We start from the raw sequence: 18732 nt of genomic DNA, 5'->3' as shown, positions 1-18732 counted from the left end.
TTTGTAGGGGGCGCCGCAAGGTGCTCCCTGCCCGGCTATTTTCCTCAGCCTTTTGCCTGCATTTCGCAATCTACTTTTCTTACCGGCCTCTTCAGGGCAAAAACTGTACTTCTGAACACTTTTTCTCTGCGCTGATTTAGCTACTCTTAATACCACAGCAATCATGCTGTTAACGCAAAGGAGAGGAAAATGCGAGAACTGGTTATGGAAGAAGTTGATGAAGTGAGTGGGGGGATTAGCGGCTATGAAGGTGCTGGAGCCATAATGGCGGTTGTCGGCTTTGGCGCATTATTCACCCCGATAGGTGCAATCACTGCGGGTATAGCAATCGGGGCTACCGGAGGTTTGGCGGTTTCGCAGTTAATCTCTGATTATTATAAATTACGATAGTTGTCAGCTGGGCGTAAATCGCCCAGCTTTTAAGGTTGCTCACACATATGCAAAATTGTAAACCTATCTGGCTTAAGCATACTATCTTACCTATGAGAAGTAGCCTAAACCTAGATATCAATCCTACAGGCCTCTCTGAATACACAGCTATTAAAAAATGGCAACCTCAGTCTGCTGCATTAATTGAAGATTCTCAATTTAGTAGGCTAGTCCCACCTATCTTTAGCACAGAATTTCAGCAGATAATATACACTGAGTTAAAAAAAAGATATCAAAAGCTCCTCATTGTCTACTTAATTGTAACTTCAGCGATTTGTATTTTATCAATTTCAACATCAGGTCTTAAAAGCCTGGGCTGGCCAGCCTTTTTCATCTTCACAACTTTAATTTATTTAAGTGAATACAAATCTGGAATAACAAGCATTCTTGGTTTAAAAGAAAGAGCGTTATTTTTTTACTGGCTATATGAAAAAAGAAATATAAAGTTAGCAACACTGAGGTTATCATCTTTATTAATTATCACATGTCTTCCACAGATAATATTAGGAATTACACACTACCCAGATTATGCGTTTGATTTATACGGAGCTGTTTATTATTCCATAGATAAAGGAGAGTTATGGAGGATTATAACAGGCGCATACTTACATTATTCTCCCATACATTTCTTGACAAACTTTTTCCTAGCTCTTTCAGTAGGAGTACTTTCTGAAAGGCTTCTAGGAATGAAAATCCTATTAGTCTTTTTTGCTGGAAATACTATTGGTGTTTTCACTCAATACTACTTCGGATCTCACGAATTAGATAGTTGTGGAGGGATATCATTTGGTTTTTATAGCCTTTTATCATTTCTTATAGCTTACAATATGTGGCGAGAAAGGTTATTTCCTTCAGGCTTTGGTCTATCTTTAATCTTGATTCTGCTGATGTGCTTTATCTTTGCGGAGTTAACGTCTGACAACTCCGCTAGCTCTGGTCATATTGGAAGTATCATAGCCGGAGTAATTATAGCAAAAACAAAGTTAAAGAAATAAATTCATAAGGAATCATCATGTTTGAACTTGCTCCATTTTGGCAGCGATATTTTTTCATAAATATGACCAACTTCATATACTTTAAGCTACCTTATTATATAGCTGGCACTATTTGCTTTCATTTGAACATATTAGTAAAGCAGGGGCGATTAGAAGGTTCGGAACTCCAGTTAGACAATGCACCTAATTTCTTAGCGTCATTTGTTTTGATAGCTATTTTCTTGTTTTTCTCAAAGAAAGTTACCTTAGCAGAAATTTTTGGAGTTACAACGGCATTAATTATTTACGAATTTATGCAGCTTTTTATACCTGGACGTACTTTTGACTTTCTAGATATTGCTGCAACAGTTGCCGCTGCTATCACGGCCACTTTATATATGAGCACAACAAATGCCCTGGCAAGCTGGTATAGGGGTAGAAACAGACAACCCGGGTGACGTAACCGGATTGCCTGAGCAAATGATTACAAAACCTCAAACAACCCGGCTGCGCCCATACCGCCACCAATGCACATGGTCACCACCACGTATTTTACCCCGCGGCGCTTTCCTTCAATTAATGCATGCATAGTCATACGGTTACCACTCATTCCGTAAGGGTGGCCAATTGAGATAGCACCCCCATTCACATTGAGTCGCTCAGACGGAATCCCCAGTTTGTTCTGGCAATACAGTACCTGTACCGCAAAGGCTTCATTGAGCTCCCACAGTCCAATATCATCCATTTTAAGGCCATGCTGCTTAAGCAGTTTTGGAATGGCATAAACAGGGCCAATTCCCATTTCATCTGGCTCGCAGCCTGCCACCGCCATACCTCGGTACATCCCCAGTGGGTTAAGATTGCGCTGCTCGGCTAACTGCCGGTCCATCAATACCACTGCTGCTGCACCATCAGATAACTGAGAGGCATTCCCGGCAGTAATGTAACCGTTCTCCCTGACCGGATTCAGCTTACTTAAATCGTCCAGAGTGGTCTGTGCCCGGTTGCCTTCATCTTTTTCAAGAGTAACCTGCTGTTCACTGGTTTCACCGGTTTGTTTGTCGTATACCAGTTTGGTCGCGGTTACCGGTATAATTTCTTCGTCAAACTTCCCCTCTGCCTGAGCCTGCGCGGTACGCTGCTGCGACATCAGCGCATACTCATCTTGCATGCTGCGACTGATATTATAACGCCGGGCCACTGTTTCGGCAGTATCTAGCATAGGCATGTGAATATTCGGGCTATGCGCGATCGCATTGGGATCCACCATACGGTGGGTGTTCAGTTTGTCGTTTTGTACCAGACTGATAGACTCGCAGCCGCCGGCTACCACTATCTGCTGGCCATCCACCATAATTTGTTTGGCCCCGGTGGCAATACTCATCAGCCCCGACGAACACTGGCGGTCAATAGTCATGCCAGCAACACTCACCGGCATGCGCGCCGCCATGGCTACCTGACGGCCTAGGTTGGCAAACTGGGTGCCCTGTTGCAGGGCTGCACCGAACAAACAATCTTCCACTTCACCGGCATCCACGCCTGCCCGGCTCAGCGCAGCATTAACCGCATATGAGGCCAGAGTTGGCGCTTCCAGGTTATTGAACGCGCCCCGGTAGGCTTTACCAATGGGCGTGCGGGCCACTGAAACAATAACTGCTTCTTTCATGATCATGTCCTTATTGTTGAGACGCTACATAAGCCATGGCTTTTTGCAGGAATTTTTCACCCTGCTTTGCGCCATTTTCCAGCTCTTTCTGGTCAGTGCTATCGGTTATTCTGGCAAAGTTTGCTACCACCTCTTCGGGTGTCTGCGCTTCCTGGGGCAAGAAAATACCGTCTGTTTCAACGATTTTTGCCACCGAATAGCCGCCTACCCCGGCACACAGAATTAAGCGGTTGGGAGCATCGTCATGACATAGCGTCAGTGCACCTGCGGTGACCGACTCGGTTGTCAGCATTTTATAAATTTCCGGCGGCAGCAGATCCTCGGTCATTCGGGTGCCGGCTGTCGGAGCCAGACAGTTTACCCGGATATTGTTTTTTGCCCCTTCCAGAACCAGGGTGTTCATCAAACCAATCAGCGCTGTTTTAGCCGCACCGTAATTAGACTGGCCGAAGTTACCGTACAGACCGCTGGATGATGTGGTCATCACAATACGCCCGTAATTCTGCTCGCGCATGATTTCCCACACAGCCTTAGTGCAGTTCACGCTGCCCATCACATGAACATCCATGACCATCTTAAAATCGTCGATCGACATTTTGCTAAACGACTTATCCCGAAGAATACCGGCATTATTAATCAGGACATCCACCCGGCCCCAGGTATCCATAGCCAGTCTGACCATATCCTGAACCTGTTCAAAGTCAGCCACATTGGCGCCATGCGCAATAGCCTGGCCACCGGCTTCGGTGATCATCGCGACCACATCCAGCGCAGCCTGCGATGAGCCGCCAGTACCGTCGCGCGCACCGCCAAAGTCATTAACCACGACTTTGGCTCCCCGGCGCGCCAACTCCAGTGCGTGTGACTTACCCAATCCGTTACCGGCCCCGGTGACAATGGCCACTTGTTCGTGAAATGAAACCGTCATACTTTTCCCCTTTACACCCATTGTTACTTAACCAGCTGAACACCGATCCACTCTGCTTTGAGCGCCGGTTTATCACTACCTTCAATTTCAATAGTCACCGCATTGGTCACTTTAAACTGATTAGGCTTATCCTCACTGACATCAACTACGGTGGCATGACAACGTATGCGACTGTCGACCTTCACCGGAGCAATAAACCGCACTTTGTTAAAGCCATAATTAATGCCCATGTACGCGCCCTCAACCTGCAGCGCAAATGACTCGGCAAAATAAGACAGCATCGACAGACTTAGAAAACCATGGGCAATCGTACTGCCAAACGGTGTTTGTGCCGCTTTTTGCGGATCGACATGAATAAACTGATGATCATGCGTACATTCGGCAAATAAATCGATTTGTTGTTGCGTCACCGTAAACCAGTCAGTAACAGGCAAATCTTTGCCCACGCTGTTAACGATTTCTTCCCGGGTAACCACTTGCATTGTTATCTCCTTGTTTGCAGGACTGACAGCTTAAAACCAGTCTGTCTGCATGTCATAGTTGGTGGTATCTAAGCTACTGACGAGCGTAGCCCAGTGATAAATTTCGGGTAACTCGCTATTAAAGAAAAACCGCATCGCCTGAAGCTTGCCGCTATAAAATGCCTCGTCAGTAGCATGCGGCTGACCTTGCAAAGCTCGGGCGGCCACTATTCCCTGTTTCAGCCACATCCACGCAATCACCACATGGCCGAACATATCCAGATACTTTACTGAATTGGAAAATACGGCATCAGCATTCATAGTCTGGGTGGCCCCCAGAACCGTTTTGGTTGTGCTGTCCAGCGTTGCGATTGCTTTTGACAGCGCCTCACACTGGGCAGCCAGTTCAGGTAGCGCACCGGCTGCCTCAATATCTTTTTGCATCGCGCTAAGACAGGCGGTATAGCCGGCAAAGTTGTTCATCGGCACTTTGCGTCCCAGCAGGTCCATTGACTGAATGCCTGTGGTACCTTCATGAATAGGGTTCAGCCGGTTTTCCCGATAGAACATTTCCACCGGATGTTCATTGGTATAGCCAGCCCCACCGAGTACCTGAATGGCATAATGGTTTGCTTTAAGCCCCCACTCTGACGGCCAGGTTTTGATAATGGGCGTCAGAAAATCCAGCAGCGTGTGACCGTCCTGACGGGCTTGCGATGTGGGGGCGGTTTTCTCATCATCATGCAGGCTGGCCCCGAACAGGCACAATGCCAGCGCGCCTTCTGCATAGGCTTTTTGGGCCAGTAGCATGCGCTTAACATCTGAATGCTCGATAATATTGACCGGGGCAGACTGGGGATCTTTTTCTGCCAACAGACGGCCCTGCGGGCGCTCTTTAGCATAATTAAGAGAATACTGATAACCAGCCAGCGCCATCACGGTCGCGCCCATTCCTACAAACAACCGGGCCTCGTTCATCATGTGAAACATGTAGCTCAGGCCCATGTTCTCTTCGCCCACCAGGTAGCCCACAGCGCCATCTCGCTCGCCAAAGCTTAGTGATGTGGAAGTGATAGCGTGGCCCCCCATCTTATGAAACAGGCCAGCCAGGGCCACATCGTTCCGTTCGCCCAGCTCACCGTCATCACCCACCATAAACTTAGGCACGATAAACAGGGAAATTCCTTTTATTCCGCGCGGAGCCCCCTGCACCCGGGCCAGTACCAGATGAACGATATTGTCACTCAAGTCGTGATCACCGCCTGAGATATAAATTTTACTGCCGGAGATCCGGTAGGTGCCATCGTCCTGCTTCACCGCTTTGGTGATCAGATCGGCCAGACCCGATCCCGCCCCCGGCTCGGTCATTGCCATGGTGCCGGTAAAGCGCCCTTCGCGCATTGGCACCACCCACTTCTCGATTTGTTCAGGCGTACCATGGGACTGAATCAGGTTAGCATTAGCATTAGTCAGGGTGGTGTACCCCATGGTACTCATGCCTGAGGCGGTCAGATGGGCACTTACCGCACAGGCAACCAGTGACGGCAATTGCATACCGCCCAGCTCATAATCCGCGGTGGCAGAAGCCAGGCCTGATTCAACAATGGCCTGCACAGCAGTTTTGATCTCCGGGATCAGATGGGCCTTGTGGCCGTCATATTCCGGCTTGATCAGATCGGTTTTCTGGCGGATCGGCAACAGGTATTTTTCAGCCACGCTTCTGGCGGTCTCCATTGCTGCGTCAAACGTTTCCCGGTTGTGATCCTCAAAACGCTCGCGGTCACTTAACTGCTGAGCGTTAAATAACTCGTAAAGCATAAAGTCCATGTCCCGATCATTTAACAAGGATGTAGCCATGATAAGTCCTCATAATACCTGCCCGTCAGCGCGATGGCTTGGCGGCAGAAAAGCTGAATAAACACTGATTTAACACAAACGATTGTGGCTGGACGCACTGCGGGATAACATGACCTGACAGGTCAAGAACGACCTTTTTGTTAAAATATTGTATCAAGAGGATGCCAGGCGATATCGTGAATAAACACAGCGAACCGGCTACATCAGCCTTTGGCCGCCTGTTACGGTTCTGGCGGCAGGTGCAGCAGAAAAATCAGGAAGATTTGGCTTATAGTATTGAGTCTTCGCCCCGGCATATCAGCCGCCTTGAAAACGGCCATGTGCAGCCGAGTCAGGAGATGGTGCTGAAAATTGCCGGCAGCCTGGCGTTAAAAGAGCGGGATACCAATCACTTGCTTATAGCTGCCGGGTTTACGCCGCAGCCAGGCCGGGTCGACTTTCACAGTCCCCAATTAAAGTGGTTGCGCAAAGCAATGGTGATGACCTTGCGTGCGCTGGATCCCTACCCTTCGGTACTGATCAACGGTGCCGGCGATATTTTGATGGTTAATCGTAGCTGGGTCAGTTTTTATCAGGCTGTAGCGGGTACGCAAGCGCTGGATGAGGTAACCAATCACTTTGATTTTCTGTTTAGTCTGCCGGCCACCGAGGATGCCAGCGAGGCGTGGAAAGATGCGCTGTCGCTGATATTGATGAGTATGCAGCAGGATGTACTGCTGGGCAGTAATCAGGCTGTTGAGCCGTTGCTTGACCGGTTGTCTGCCCAGCCGCAGGTTCCCAGTGACTGGGCTCGCCGGGCAGCCCTGCTCGATCCCATGGCCAGTTTTCGTATCCCGATGAAAATAAACGGGCAAAGCCAGATTTTTTATAATGTGAATCAGACGGTTGGCGCTATGGGACCGACCGCATATGTGTCTGAGCCTCGCCTGACCATTAGTTCTCTGTATCCCCAGGATGAAACAGCCCCGCCGGTCAATACTGATCATACATCGGTAAAGCACCCGTTACTGTTTTACTGACACAAAAAAAGCGTCTGTATAAGACGCTTTGTGAGCAACTTTCTACCGCTTTAATTACGCACTGCATGAACTTTGTCGATGCATCTGAAAATTGCGTAGATGGGCAAATACAATAAACAGGGAGCCGGCGATAGTCAGCAAGGTTTCACCCATCTCACCCAGTAATTCATGGCCGAACAGTGCGGCAAACGTCAGTATGAGTAAGCCGCCCACACCCTGCACCCATACGCTTAGGCTGCGATGACGACGATAGCCCATAGTTAGCGCAACGACACCTACAGGAATAACAAAAAACAGCATGATTTGGTGGAAAGTGTCATGACCAATAGAAAACGCACCGCCGATAGACGGAATGGCAATCAATAGTAAGGGCGTAAAAACACAATGCACCATACAAACTGATGACAATAAGATGGCCAATTTGTCCCCGATTTTTTGCAAAGATGACACTATCGCGCTCCTGTTTGACCTGCAGTGGCCTAACATCGAAATTCTCAAAACAGTGAAGCGTTGACGCTTACTCCAACTGAACGTGTTACATTATAACATAGTCCGCTTTAAAGAGAACAGATTACGTCACAATTTGGATAAGCAGGGAGATAGGGACGATGAGTCCACAAACAGAAGAAGCGTCAGCCAATCATATAAAGTAGTAAAGCCAGAAAAATAAGGGCCATAGATCCTGTTGCCCAGATGCCCATTTTACTGATTCCGGTTTTGAGCATACCACCTTGTGTGGGAGCGTCTTTGATTTTTAAAAAGCGCAGTGCATACAGATAGGTACCGGTGATACACAGGCTGGTCAGTAGCAAGCCAAAGACAAAATAAATCAGTTTGCCGGGTAGACCGCCCCAGGTGCCAAAATGCAGCGGATCGGCGGCTTCACTGATCCGCTGATGAAGGGTTAAATCCGGGGTCGTCCACTGCTTTAACCATCTGCCAGACTGTGGATCGACAACAATTCGGTTTGCTCTGTCGCGCACTAACAAGCCGGACTCTCGCCCATAGACAACCATAGGTTTACCGGCTTCGCCAGGCATAATCCAGACAGCAGGAATAAAGGCTGGCCGCTGCTGGTTTATCTGTTCAAGCGTGAGTTCCATGACCGGTGCCAGTGAGCCGGGCAACACCTGCCCTTGTGCTTGTGGCGTATCAGGATAAGTGGCGCGCAGTCCGTTCTGCTCAGCCAGATACCATACACCGGTGAGTCCAATCACCACCACCAGCCAGCTACTCCACGCACCGCTCAGTTTGTGCATATCACTCCAGAATACCCGGGCATTGGTGGTACGGGGCCGCTGCCAGAATACTTTCCACCAGTCAGGCAGCATCAGCCAGCCGCTGACCAGCCCCACCAGCATCGTCACGGCCAGCAAACCGACCAGCGTCACGCCAAGCCATAGCGGCAACATCAGGTGCCGGTGTAGCTGGCGCAAACTGTTTTGCCAGTTCATCCATGAACCCGTTCCGGTGACCGCATAGCTTACCGGATCCACATACACCCGATAGCGTTGTTGCTGCGTATCCAGCACAATCGCTTCGATCGCATAGTTATTGTGTTCAGGCTGCTGGAGCCGGGAAAGCCGGTGAGTGTCCGGAATATACTGCCCGACACTGCGATACACCTGAGGCCAGTTTAATGGCTGCTGTGTACTGCTGGCCCGGATAGCCGGATTGGTCAGATAATCCAGTTCATGAGACACGGTTGCCAGCGAACCAGTAAACAAGACAAAGCACAGCAATACCGCCAGGTAAAACCCGCAGACGCGATGCACGGTTTGCCACTGCTTTCTGGTTATCAGCTTTCTGGTCATTGGCTTTTGCTTTACACGCTTAGTTAAAAGCGGTAACCCACTTCAGCTACCACTTCTCTGGGCGTACCGGGGAAGTGCCCGTTACGTTGACTAAAACCACTGACCGCGTATTCTTTATCAAACAGATTGCGCACATTGAGCTGCAATGACCAGGCGTTGATGTGAGTGGTCCAGCTGGCATCCCACACAACATACCCTTTGACTTTCTGGTTATCAAAGCTGCGCTGCTCACTGACATAATCTGCGCCGATGGCTACGGCTGAATTGATACTGTCCAGCGCATAGCGTGTCCATATTCCGGCCTGATGTTTTGGCGCGTTAACAAACCGGTCTCCCTCGCCAAACGTGTTGCCGGCGTCTCCTTCAGTCACCCTGGTATCGTTGTAGGCGTAATTGGCTGTAATACTAACCGAGTCGGTCATATCGCCGACCAGGGTAAATTCCACACCATCACTTTCTACCTGACCGAAGTTGATTAGCGCAGGTTCTTCTGCATTATTTTCGCCATCGATAAAGTCCGGGTTTGTGGCAACCAGGTTTTGCTTATCAATCTGGTAATAAGCCAGGGTGGTGACCAGCGCGCCATCAAGCCAGCTCTGCTTGATCCCGGCTTCGATCTGATCGCCGGTTTCCGGATCCAGTTCAGCGACCATAGCGTCTTCCTGATCTGAGGTATCAACCGGATTGAAACTTTCTGAGTAATTCAGGTATACCGTGGTATCGGTGGTCGGAAAATAACTGACCCCGACTCTAGGCGAAATGTTGCTGTCAGTATAGCCACCGTTATTTTCCTTGCTGTCCTCATCAAAATGATCCCAGCGAGCGCCCATCAATACGGACCACTGATCATTCAAGGCGATGGTGTCCTGCACATATACACTGGTGCGGGTGCGGGTCAGGCCATCCCGGTTTTGATTGGTCAGCGTATAGGAAGCAGGATCGGTCTGTCCGTAGTTGAGATCAAAAATGTTCAGATTACCAACACCATCCGCTTCATATCGGGCCCGGAAATAGTCATAATCGGTATCCACATCATGCACATCGCCGCCAAATAACAGGGTGTGCTGTATGCCGGCCAGCGTCGCATCATAGGTAAAATCGGTAGTCAGACTCACTTCCTGATTAGCCCGGTGCTGTAACCGGTATTCGCGCTTAATGGTCTGATCAGCGATATCGGCCACACCGTCCTGATTAACATCTACCCACTCCCGGGACTCATGATAAGCCTGATCCCGCTGATTATCTAAAAAGCGCAGGGTGGTATTCACCTTCAAATTATCGGTAAAGTGATGCTCCAGCTTGGCTTGCAGTACCAGTGCTTCCAGATCCTGATAGTCGTCGGCTTCGTTAGCATTGTAGCGGCGGCTGACCAGAAAATTACCGTCATCGTCGACAGGCACACCACGCAGCCGGTTTCCGCCCAGATTCTGCACAATATAATCATACGTTGTGGTCAGGGTGGTATTGTCGCTGAGCAAAAATGTCAGGCCGCCGGCCAGCTCAATATTTTCAGCATTCGCGTTGTAGCGAAACGAGTTCTGTTCTTCATAAAAAGCACCAAACCTATACGCCACACTATTGGTCAGTGCACCGGTTGAGTCAACCGAAGCTCCGCTACGGCTGAAATTACCCAGCGTTGCCTTTATGTCTGTCTGCTGTGCAAAAGAGGGTTTACGGGTGACATAATTAATCATCCCCCCAGGCTCGCCTCCCCCATACAGGGACGCAGCCGGGCCTTTGAGTACCTCGACCCGCTCTACGTTGAACAGTTGCGGCACACTGAAGCCGGAAAACGGATCGCCTCTGACACCGTCATAAAAAACATTACTGTCATCCCGAAATCCGCGAAACGTGACGCCCGAATAACTGAACTCACTGACGCCGGCTACCGAGCGGTACATGTCGGTGATATCCCGGGCGGCCTGATCATTAATCAACTGCCGGGTCAGCACCTGTACCGATAATGGTATCTCCAGCACATCCGCATCGGTTTTGGTGCCCACACGGGTATTAGAATCCAGATAATATTGCTGAGCCCGCCCTTTTACTTCAATATTTTCAATATCATCAGGTGTCTGTTCTGCCTGGACAGATGCACTCGCGCCTAGCGCGATAGCAATACAGGAATATGGAAATAAGCGATTTGTCATGATGGCGTCTTCCGGCAAATAATTTAACGCGAATTATTCTCATTTGCAGAATTATTTCAAGTTAGTTTATGACTTTAGTATGAGGTTACCGCTAGGCCCATGAAAACATTGACTTTTTATTTTTTAAGATTTTCTGTAAACGTGACTGAAGAGTAAAAAAGCAACAGGCAGCGAACGCTGCCTGTTAAAAGGGAATTACTGAGCGACTGCTGGCTTTTTCGGGCCGGCCGGTTTACGTCGCCGCCGTTGTTGCTGACCACGTCCGCCGTCAGCAGAGGGGCCCTGGCGAGGCTTACGCGGCCCGCCCGAAGAAGCGCTCCCCGCTTTTTTTACCTTAGGCTTTTTCGGTTTTTTCGGCGCAGAAAGCGTGGTCTCGGCCAGCTTAAGTTCCGGCTCGTAGCCCTCTAATTCCTGGCGAGGCAGTAACTTTTGAATCAGGGTTTCAATATCTTTGAGCTGCTGTAGTTCATCGGCACTGACCAGGGACCATGCTTGTCCGCTGGCACCGGCCCGACCGGTGCGTCCGATGCGGTGTACATAATCTGCCGCCGTGTTTGGTAAATCCAGGTTAACCACAATCGGCAACTCACTGATATCAATGCCGCGGGCAGCAATGTCGGTAGCGACCAGCACGTCAATCTCACCATTTTTAAATGCAGCCAGTGCCTTGGTGCGGGCCCCCTGGCTTTTATTGCCATGAATGGCGGCTGCGGGAATGTCCGCCCCTTCCAGTCGTGAGGCAATACGGTTCGCGCCATGTTTGGTCCGGCTGAATACCAGTACCTGTTTCCACTGATGCTTTTTGATAAGCGCTGTTAAGGCCTTCACTTTACGGGATTTGTCCACAGCAACCAGATACTGTTCAACATCATCGGCTGTTCGGTTAGCCGGGGCTGTGGAGATTTTTACCGGGCTGTTGGTAATCGATTCAGCCAGAGTGGTCACCGTGTCAGAGAAGGTCGCAGAGAACAGCAGATTCTGACGCTGCTGCGGCAGCAGCTTCAGGACTCGCTTGATATCATGGATAAAACCCATGTCCAGCATGCGGTCTGCTTCATCAAGTACCAACACTTCCAACTGGTTAAATTTCACTGCATTTTGCTGATACAGATCCAGTAACCGGCCTGGCGTGGCAATCAGGACATCAACGCCACGGCGCAAGCGTTTCATCTGTGGATTGATACCCACACCGCCAAACACTACAGCGCTGGATAAATCCAGGTAGCGGCTGTAATGGCTGACATTTTCTTCAACCTGTGCAGCCAGTTCCCGGGTTGGCGTTAATATCAGGGCACGTACCTGATTGGCCTTAACGGCCGGACCATCCGCTAAACGTTGCAATAAAGGTAATGAAAAACCTGCAGTTTTCCCGGTTCCGGTCTGTGCTGCTGCCAGGACATCCTTGCCGGTTAAAATCGCCGGAATAGCTTCCTGCTGAATAGGCGATGGAGTGGAATAGCCTTGCTCTGCCACAGCTTTTAACAATGCAGCATTCAAACCCAACTGGGAAAACGACATATAACCTCGTATCGGTGGAAATGTTTTTTGGGGGGTAGAAACAAAACAGGCGCCCGAGTGGACGCCTATTGCTAACTCGCTGTACCTTACAGTACTTCTACGTCAGCAGCTTGTGGGCCTTTCTGGCCTTGTTCGATAGTGAACTGTACGTTTTGACCTTCAGTCAGAGTACGGAAACCATCAGATTTGATTGCACGGAAGTGTACAAATACATCTTTGCCGCCGTCAGCCTGAGTAATAAAACCAAAGCCTTTCGCTTCATCAAACCATTTTACGGTACCAGTTGCAGACATGTGTCTATCCTTTAAAAATAAAAATAAATTCGGGTAAATACCCATATAGCTATGAAGGACTATAATTTCGAAAAAAACTGGCTTAAACGGTAGAAATCTTACTGTGAATCGCACGAAGGGACTTACAAGGGACTAACGGAAGAAGCATGGTTCAAATTTAAATAGCACCTTCAAAAGGCAGAATTATAGTAACACCGTTTTAGCAACACGCAAAGGATATTTTTTATTCACCTTCATTTGTTGCTTGTCCCCCTCTCAAAACCGGTTGATTTTCCTTGCACTACCCACAATCATTTTAAAAAAAAGAACGAACAATACAATTTAAAGCAATTTTCATTCTAACAATCGAAACATAAAGTGGCATTGTCTAACCCGGAGCCCCTGACGATGAAAACTTTACTGTTTATAATTATGACCCTGTTACATACCCCGGTGCTGGCCAACAGCATCAGTTATTCTACTGACTACATTCGCGGGGAAGGCGATGTTGAAGGCATTAAACTGGCCGTTCAGTACCACAGTGATGCCCTGTCCTCTTATAGTGAACAGCTTGGACTCTATGTTGAAACCGGCATTAATTTGTGGGAATACGGCGAACCGGAACGACGTGATACTACCTTTGTGCTGTCGTTTTCACCGGTTATCCAGTACCCGGTGGCCACACTGACCTACGCCACCTTATATGTCGAAGCAGGCATTGGAGTTTCGTTGCTGGATGACACCCAATTTGCCGGCAAAGATGTAAGCACGCACTTTCAGTTTGAAGATCGCCTTGGCCTGGTCGCCCGGTTTGGGCAGCATGAGCAGCACCAGCTGGCGCTACGCTATTTTCATTACTCTAACGCAGGAATTAAAAAGCCGAACCCCGGCCTGGATTTTATTGCACTGTCGTATATGCATTATTTTTAAAGGCTGTGCAGGCGTGCCATAAAAACCAGACTCTCAAACCGGCCATTTTTCAGCGCAGCCTGCTGCTTAACCCCTTCGGTAACAAAGCCTACAGACTCATACAGGCCAATGGCTGCGACGTTATCAACATAGACATCCAGCTCGAGCCGCTGCAGGCCCAGCCAGTTATCGGCCTGGTCAATAGCTTCAAGAAGTAATGCTCGGCCAATGCCCTGCCCGTGCCATTGCGGGTGAACCGCAAGCGCCACTGACGCTACATGTTTACTGCGCCATTTTTCGCTGAGAATCAGGGTAATATGTCCAACCAGGGTGTGGTCGATTTCAGCCACCAGCGTATATCGGGCCGCATGTTCAAATATCTGAGCAACCTGTTCTTCGCCCAGATAAATCAGCTGTGAGGTATTTTCAGTCACCTCCCGGTAACGATATATTTCACTTAATGCGGATAAATCAGCCGACTGAAAACGGCGAACGTTAACTTGCAAAATAATCCCAACCAGAAGATAAAAGACGTTCTGAGCTTAACAGTCTTCGGTGACCAGGCCAATTTCTGGTTCACGGCCATCTTCATGATTCATGTAATACACGCCACAGCGGTCGTTCCAGCTATAGCCTTTAGGAAAGATTTTACCAATTCGCCCGGGAGCGGTTGTGCTGATGCCACTGGGAATGCTGGTCTGGTTACCCCGGCCGCACCATTCAGCCTGACATACTGCGGTTGCACTAGAAAAACTTTGCAAATCCTGGGTCACCACATAGCGAAACCCTCGCTGCCAGTTACCAATAGGGTAACCACTGTGCAGCTCAATAGTGGCACCGCCATGGTCGATAGTATCGGAACCATTGGTGGCCCCTTCAATCAGTGCTTTGCCATAAATCAGCTGCGCCCCGCCCTGCATGGCGCTTTGCATGCCTTCCAGTGATGCTATCCGTGCATCCGCTGAAATATCGATAAACCGGGGGGCAGCGGTGACCGCCAGAATGCCCAGAATAACAATCACAATAATCAGCTCTATCAGCGTAAAACCTTGCTTCCTTTTCACGATACGAGTCTTTACCTTACTTAACTTATGTACTCTTAATTAAGTGTAAGCACAGAAAGGCTGAATGAACATCATACTTAATACTAATTAAGTATGATGTAAAATACGCGACATGCGGGCTAAACAAAAAAAGCAGCCAGTGGCTGCTTTTAATATCGGTAAAACACTATTTTTTCGCTTTCAGCTTTTTCTTAAGCTTTTTGACTTTTGCTTCCTGTTTCGCAATTTTTGCTTTACGTGACTTAATTTCCTGCTTGAGTTCTTTTGCTTTAGCCATCGTTTAATCCTCGTTGAGTAGAACCTCACACAGGGCATTAACGGATCCCGGCCTTTTTACTGATTCCCGCCAATACCACTGAGCCTTTGCTATGCAAAGCATGGTTGTACAGTCCGGCATAGTTCTGATTCACACGCTATCGGTTATCGACTGCTCTTTGTGTTTTGCTTTTATTGCAAACCACGCTCATGCCGGTTTGTGCACACTACTAACGTATAGCAAACATACCGACACCTTCAAGAAATAAACACTTTGTTTACAATTAAAGGCTACAGAGCTAATAGAAATAACTTACCGTGACCCGTGCGGTACGCGGCTCTACCGGATGATAGTGTAAATCCTCGACGCCCTGCGCTGGCTCGCCTGGCAAGCGGGATGCATAAAAGTAGTCAATATCATGAGCATCGCGGTCAAGCAGATTCAGCACTTCCAGTGCTACCTGCCAGTCCGCCGCCTGGTAGCCAAGCTGAGCATTTAATAAAAACGTAGAAGGCGCTGATACGGTGTCGGTACTCTCTACAATTCGACTGCTCAGGTAGCGGACACGAAGTGTGGCACTAACACCCTGACGATCACTGTGCTCAAACCAGCTAACACCGGCGCTGACAACCACCGGTACAGTACCATCAATATAGTCGCCTTCACCTTCCACATTATCGTCAAAGCGGGCATTGGTCCAGGCTGCTTCGGCATCCAGATTCCAGTGATGACCCAACCAGTAATAGGCGCTGGCTTCAACGCCAGTGCGGCTCGAAGGACGGCTCGGTTCGGTGAAGCCGGCATCTCCTACGTAAACCAGTTCTGAATCCAGAGACAAATGCCATAGCGCAGCGGATACATTAAAGCGTTGATTATCGGTCCAGTTAATACCGGTTTCCATACCTTCAGAACGCACCAGTAACGGCGCGGTAGTCGCATCTTCGCCGGTTACCGGATCCACCTGAATAACCGCGCCCCTAGCATCATTGGAATGGAAGCCCTGACCATAGTTTACAAACATGGTCGCTGTGTCAGTTAACTGATATTTCAGTGCGCCTTTAAGATTAAACATGCTATCTGTGTCTGTACCACTGTTCGCTGGCAGTACACTGTCAACGTCCACATCAATATAGTCATATCGTCCGCCCAGTGTCAGGTTCAGCTTGTCAGTTACAAACAAATTTGCCTGAATATAGCCAGCATAGGAAGCACTGCTAATCGCATCCTGACGGGTTACGCCGGTTCGCTGTCGGTTAACGGTAGGATACAATCCTACCTCGTCGATGTCATCGTAACGCCACTGAAATCCGCTGGTGATAGTGTTATCAGAACCAGCCATGGCATAAGTGTAACTTACATCACTGCCGTAAATGACCCGGTCATCACGCTGTTCGAACTGATCCCCAAGCTCCGGGTTTTCAAGAAAGTAAGTGAAATTTGAAAAAAGGGTCAGCTCAGTATCAATAATATAGCCGCTGGCTTGCCAGGCATCATCGGTAAACTGTGCCGACAGACTATAGCGGGATGATTCGCCTCCCACCGTAGTGTCGAGCGAGCCAAGTTGGTCGATTAGCCCCTGCCCGACCGCCCGGGAGGGTATCTGATCAGCGCTGTTCCACTGGTTATCATACGCCATGGCCGTGACGGATAATTCGCCACCGGCCAGCCCGGACACATACCTGAGCAACGCATTTTTTTTATCTATATCTTCACTGATGTCTGTCCAGGGACCGTCATAAACCTGAAATTCACCGGCTCCCAGCAGCTTACCCTGCCCCACATCCAGCTGATTGAGAACAAGATAGCGCTGATAGTTGTCCTCACCAAGGGTGGCTGAGACCTGGTTGCGCGACAGTTCGTTTTTAAGCGCAAACTGAGCGCCACCAGCTCCAGAGAAATCGCCGATAGCCGCATAGTAGGTGCCTTTAAAATAATTCAGGCTGGCTACAGTTTCAGGAATAACAAAGTTCAAATCTGAATAGCCCTGACCATGGCCGTGACTGCGCATGTTCACCGGCATACCATCAACGTGCACTGCAAAGTCAGTACCATGATCAAGGTTAAACCCGCGCAGAAAGTATTGGTTGGCTTTACCCGAGCCACTGTGCTGGGTCACCATCATACCCGGAATAAATTCGAGCATTTCGCCGGTTCTGAGCATTGGCCGGTCTGTCAGCTCCTGTCCGTCAACCCAGCCCTGTGATGCTGAAATATAAGCACCAGGCTGCGCTCTTTGCTGCCCGTTAATACGAATTTTTTCTATGTCAGATAATGGCTCATCAGCCCACACCTGGCTACTGATACACACCATCAGGCCAAAGCATCCATTAACTGTTTTATTGTTTGTCATAGTGCATCCTGCATTGAGGTTCGTATTTAAGCTACGCTAAACCCGCCGGCAAAGCCATAACATGACATTAACGTAACACAGTTTTGTGGCGATTAGAGTAAATATGAAGTGGCTTGATTGATAAACACTATACTGGTGTTGTTGCAGCTAGTATGCAAAGCTTGAGAAAGTCTACAACCTGATAACAGAGCCATTTATGCCTGTGATTCGCCTGATAATTTTGATTGCTTTGTGGATAAGTATGGCCACGGCGCATGCTACTCCCCCGGTGGAATCAGCTTTCCTGGCCCGCAGCTTTGATGGACCCGCCGGTGAACTGAAATACCGTTTGTTGTTGCCGGAAAATTTTGATCCTGCCCGGCAATATCCGCTGGTGCTATTTCTGCATGGCGCCGGTGAACGGGGCTCTGACAATCTTAGTCAGCTCACTCACGGGGCAGCACTGTTTGTTGATAATCGCGAGCAGTTTCCTGCGGTGGTGCTGTTCCCACAAGCACCAGAGAACGACTACTGGGCAGTGGTTAACGCCGATCGCAGCTCGCTGCCATTTCGATTTGCCTACCCCTACAATGGGAGCAATAATGTGCCGCCCACCGATGCACTAACCAATGCGATGGCGCTCACCCACCGGTTCATGCAAAAGCATTTTATTAATACCGACAAAGTGTATGTTGCCGGATTGTCGATGGGGGGCATGGGCACGCTGGAACTGTTAGCCAGACGACCGCAGTGGTTTCGTGCTGCCATTGCAATTTGCCCGGGGGCGAATCCGGCAATCGGTCAACACTTTTCCCCAGACCTGGCACTGCGTATTTATCATGGCGCCGATGATCAGGTTGTTGTGCCCGAATTATCCCGCCTGGTCGCAATTCAGGCCAGGCCGCATATCGCCGTGCTTGAACGAAAAGTATACCCTGATACGGACCACAACTCGTGGGACAGCGCCTTTGCCGAACCAGACTTTTTATCCTGGCTGATGGCGCAATAACAGTTTTTGGTTTTAAGCTTTTATTGAGGTCTCGGCCCGCTACCAGTATTGTGCAGACTCAAACAGATAGCAAAAGG

At 49.1% G+C, this 18732-nt stretch carries 18 protein-coding genes; 6 read left to right on the top strand and 12 right to left on the bottom strand.

Annotated features, from left to right (window positions below; translation table 11 throughout):
- The first annotated feature begins 189 nt into the window (after window positions 1-189).
- The 3 genes from EZV72_RS03715 to EZV72_RS03705 are packed head-to-tail and all read left to right on the top strand — an operon-like array spanning window position 190 to window position 1861.
- The gene (locus tag EZV72_RS03715) at window positions 190-390 is read left to right on the top strand and encodes a hypothetical protein (RefSeq protein WP_137165972.1); all 201 of its coding nucleotides are present in this window, start codon (window positions 190-192) and stop codon (window positions 388-390) included.
- A gap of 47 nt (window positions 391-437) precedes the next feature.
- A complete protein-coding gene (locus EZV72_RS03710; RefSeq protein ID WP_137165971.1) occupies window positions 438-1424 on the top strand; it encodes a rhomboid family intramembrane serine protease in 987 nt (328 codons plus the stop codon).
- A 17-nt stretch (window positions 1425-1441) separates the two neighbouring features.
- Complete coding sequence (locus EZV72_RS03705; RefSeq protein ID WP_137165970.1) at window positions 1442-1861, top strand: hypothetical protein; 420 nt, start codon at window positions 1442-1444, stop codon at window positions 1859-1861.
- A gap of 26 nt (window positions 1862-1887) precedes the next feature.
- Here EZV72_RS03705 and EZV72_RS03700 read toward each other — a convergent pair whose 3' ends face one another.
- From EZV72_RS03700 to EZV72_RS03685, 4 genes are read right to left on the bottom strand one after another with little or no spacing between them, the layout of a single operon-like run.
- Window positions 1888-3069 carry an acetyl-CoA C-acyltransferase gene (locus EZV72_RS03700; RefSeq protein WP_137165969.1) on the bottom strand — a complete coding sequence of 394 codons (1182 nt, stop codon included), beginning with the start codon at window positions 3067-3069 and terminating at the stop codon, window positions 1888-1890.
- Window positions 3070-3079: 10 nt separating this feature from the next.
- The gene (locus EZV72_RS03695) at window positions 3080-3997 is read right to left on the bottom strand and encodes an SDR family NAD(P)-dependent oxidoreductase (protein ID WP_137165968.1); all 918 of its coding nucleotides are present in this window, start codon (window positions 3995-3997) and stop codon (window positions 3080-3082) included.
- A 23-nt stretch (window positions 3998-4020) separates the two neighbouring features.
- Window positions 4021-4479, bottom strand: coding sequence for a MaoC family dehydratase (locus tag EZV72_RS03690; RefSeq protein WP_137165967.1), 459 nt, complete (start codon window positions 4477-4479; stop codon window positions 4021-4023).
- 30 nt (window positions 4480-4509) lie between these two features.
- Complete coding sequence (locus tag EZV72_RS03685) at window positions 4510-6315, bottom strand: acyl-CoA dehydrogenase (RefSeq protein WP_137165966.1); 1806 nt, start codon at window positions 6313-6315, stop codon at window positions 4510-4512.
- Window positions 6316-6491: 176 nt separating this feature from the next.
- On the opposite strand from EZV72_RS03685, the gene EZV72_RS03680 reads away from it, so the two are divergent.
- On the top strand, window positions 6492-7334 hold the full coding sequence (locus tag EZV72_RS03680) for a helix-turn-helix domain-containing protein (RefSeq protein WP_217495177.1): 843 nt from the start codon (window positions 6492-6494) through the stop codon (window positions 7332-7334).
- 54 nt (window positions 7335-7388) lie between these two features.
- Here EZV72_RS03680 and EZV72_RS03675 read toward each other — a convergent pair whose 3' ends face one another.
- The 5 genes from EZV72_RS03675 to cspE all read right to left on the bottom strand — a co-directional run bounded on the left by EZV72_RS03675 (window position 7389) and on the right by cspE (window position 13109).
- On the bottom strand, window positions 7389-7784 hold the full coding sequence (locus EZV72_RS03675; RefSeq protein ID WP_175405034.1) for a MerC domain-containing protein: 396 nt from the start codon (window positions 7782-7784) through the stop codon (window positions 7389-7391).
- Window positions 7785-7966: 182 nt separating this feature from the next.
- Window positions 7967-9148 carry a PepSY-associated TM helix domain-containing protein gene (locus EZV72_RS03670; RefSeq protein ID WP_137165963.1) on the bottom strand — a complete coding sequence of 394 codons (1182 nt, stop codon included), beginning with the start codon at window positions 9146-9148 and terminating at the stop codon, window positions 7967-7969.
- Between the two features lie 23 nt (window positions 9149-9171).
- Window positions 9172-11298 carry a TonB-dependent siderophore receptor gene (locus tag EZV72_RS03665; protein WP_137165962.1) on the bottom strand — a complete coding sequence of 709 codons (2127 nt, stop codon included), beginning with the start codon at window positions 11296-11298 and terminating at the stop codon, window positions 9172-9174.
- 195 nt (window positions 11299-11493) lie between these two features.
- Window positions 11494-12816 (bottom strand): DEAD/DEAH box helicase, encoded by a 1323-nt coding sequence (locus tag EZV72_RS03660; RefSeq protein ID WP_137165961.1) that lies wholly within the window; start codon window positions 12814-12816, stop codon window positions 11494-11496.
- 86 nt (window positions 12817-12902) lie between these two features.
- Window positions 12903-13109, bottom strand: coding sequence for a transcription antiterminator/RNA stability regulator CspE (gene cspE, locus EZV72_RS03655; RefSeq protein ID WP_137165960.1), 207 nt, complete (start codon window positions 13107-13109; stop codon window positions 12903-12905).
- 387 nt (window positions 13110-13496) lie between these two features.
- Here cspE and EZV72_RS03650 point away from each other — a divergent pair, with 387 nt between their 5' ends.
- Complete coding sequence (locus EZV72_RS03650; RefSeq protein ID WP_137165959.1) at window positions 13497-14018, top strand: acyloxyacyl hydrolase; 522 nt, start codon at window positions 13497-13499, stop codon at window positions 14016-14018.
- On the opposite strand, the gene EZV72_RS03645 is transcribed toward EZV72_RS03650, so the two are convergent.
- The 3 genes from EZV72_RS03645 to EZV72_RS03635 form a co-directional block, all read right to left on the bottom strand.
- On the bottom strand, window positions 14015-14503 hold the full coding sequence (locus EZV72_RS03645; protein WP_137165958.1) for a GNAT family N-acetyltransferase: 489 nt from the start codon (window positions 14501-14503) through the stop codon (window positions 14015-14017). The genes EZV72_RS03650 and EZV72_RS03645 overlap by 4 nt on opposite strands.
- A gap of 36 nt (window positions 14504-14539) precedes the next feature.
- Window positions 14540-15061 (bottom strand): prepilin-type N-terminal cleavage/methylation domain-containing protein, encoded by a 522-nt coding sequence (locus EZV72_RS18705; RefSeq protein ID WP_137165957.1) that lies wholly within the window; start codon window positions 15059-15061, stop codon window positions 14540-14542.
- A 554-nt stretch (window positions 15062-15615) separates the two neighbouring features.
- Window positions 15616-17667: a TonB-dependent receptor gene (locus EZV72_RS03635; RefSeq protein ID WP_137165956.1), complete on the bottom strand. Its 2052-nt coding sequence runs from the start codon at window positions 17665-17667 to the stop codon at window positions 15616-15618.
- A 196-nt stretch (window positions 17668-17863) separates the two neighbouring features.
- Between EZV72_RS03635 and EZV72_RS03630 the strand changes: the two genes are divergently transcribed.
- Entirely contained in the window at window positions 17864-18655 is a 792-nt protein-coding gene (locus tag EZV72_RS03630) for a carboxylesterase family protein (protein WP_137165955.1), read from the top strand.
- Window positions 18656-18732: the final 77 nt, after the last annotated feature.

The sequence above is a fragment of the Salinimonas lutimaris genome, assembly GCF_005222225.1.
GTDB lineage: Bacteria > Pseudomonadota > Gammaproteobacteria > Enterobacterales > Alteromonadaceae > Alteromonas > Alteromonas lutimaris.
The sequence above is the reverse complement of the archived record's forward strand: the minus strand, read 5'-3'. Positions and strand labels throughout refer to the sequence as shown.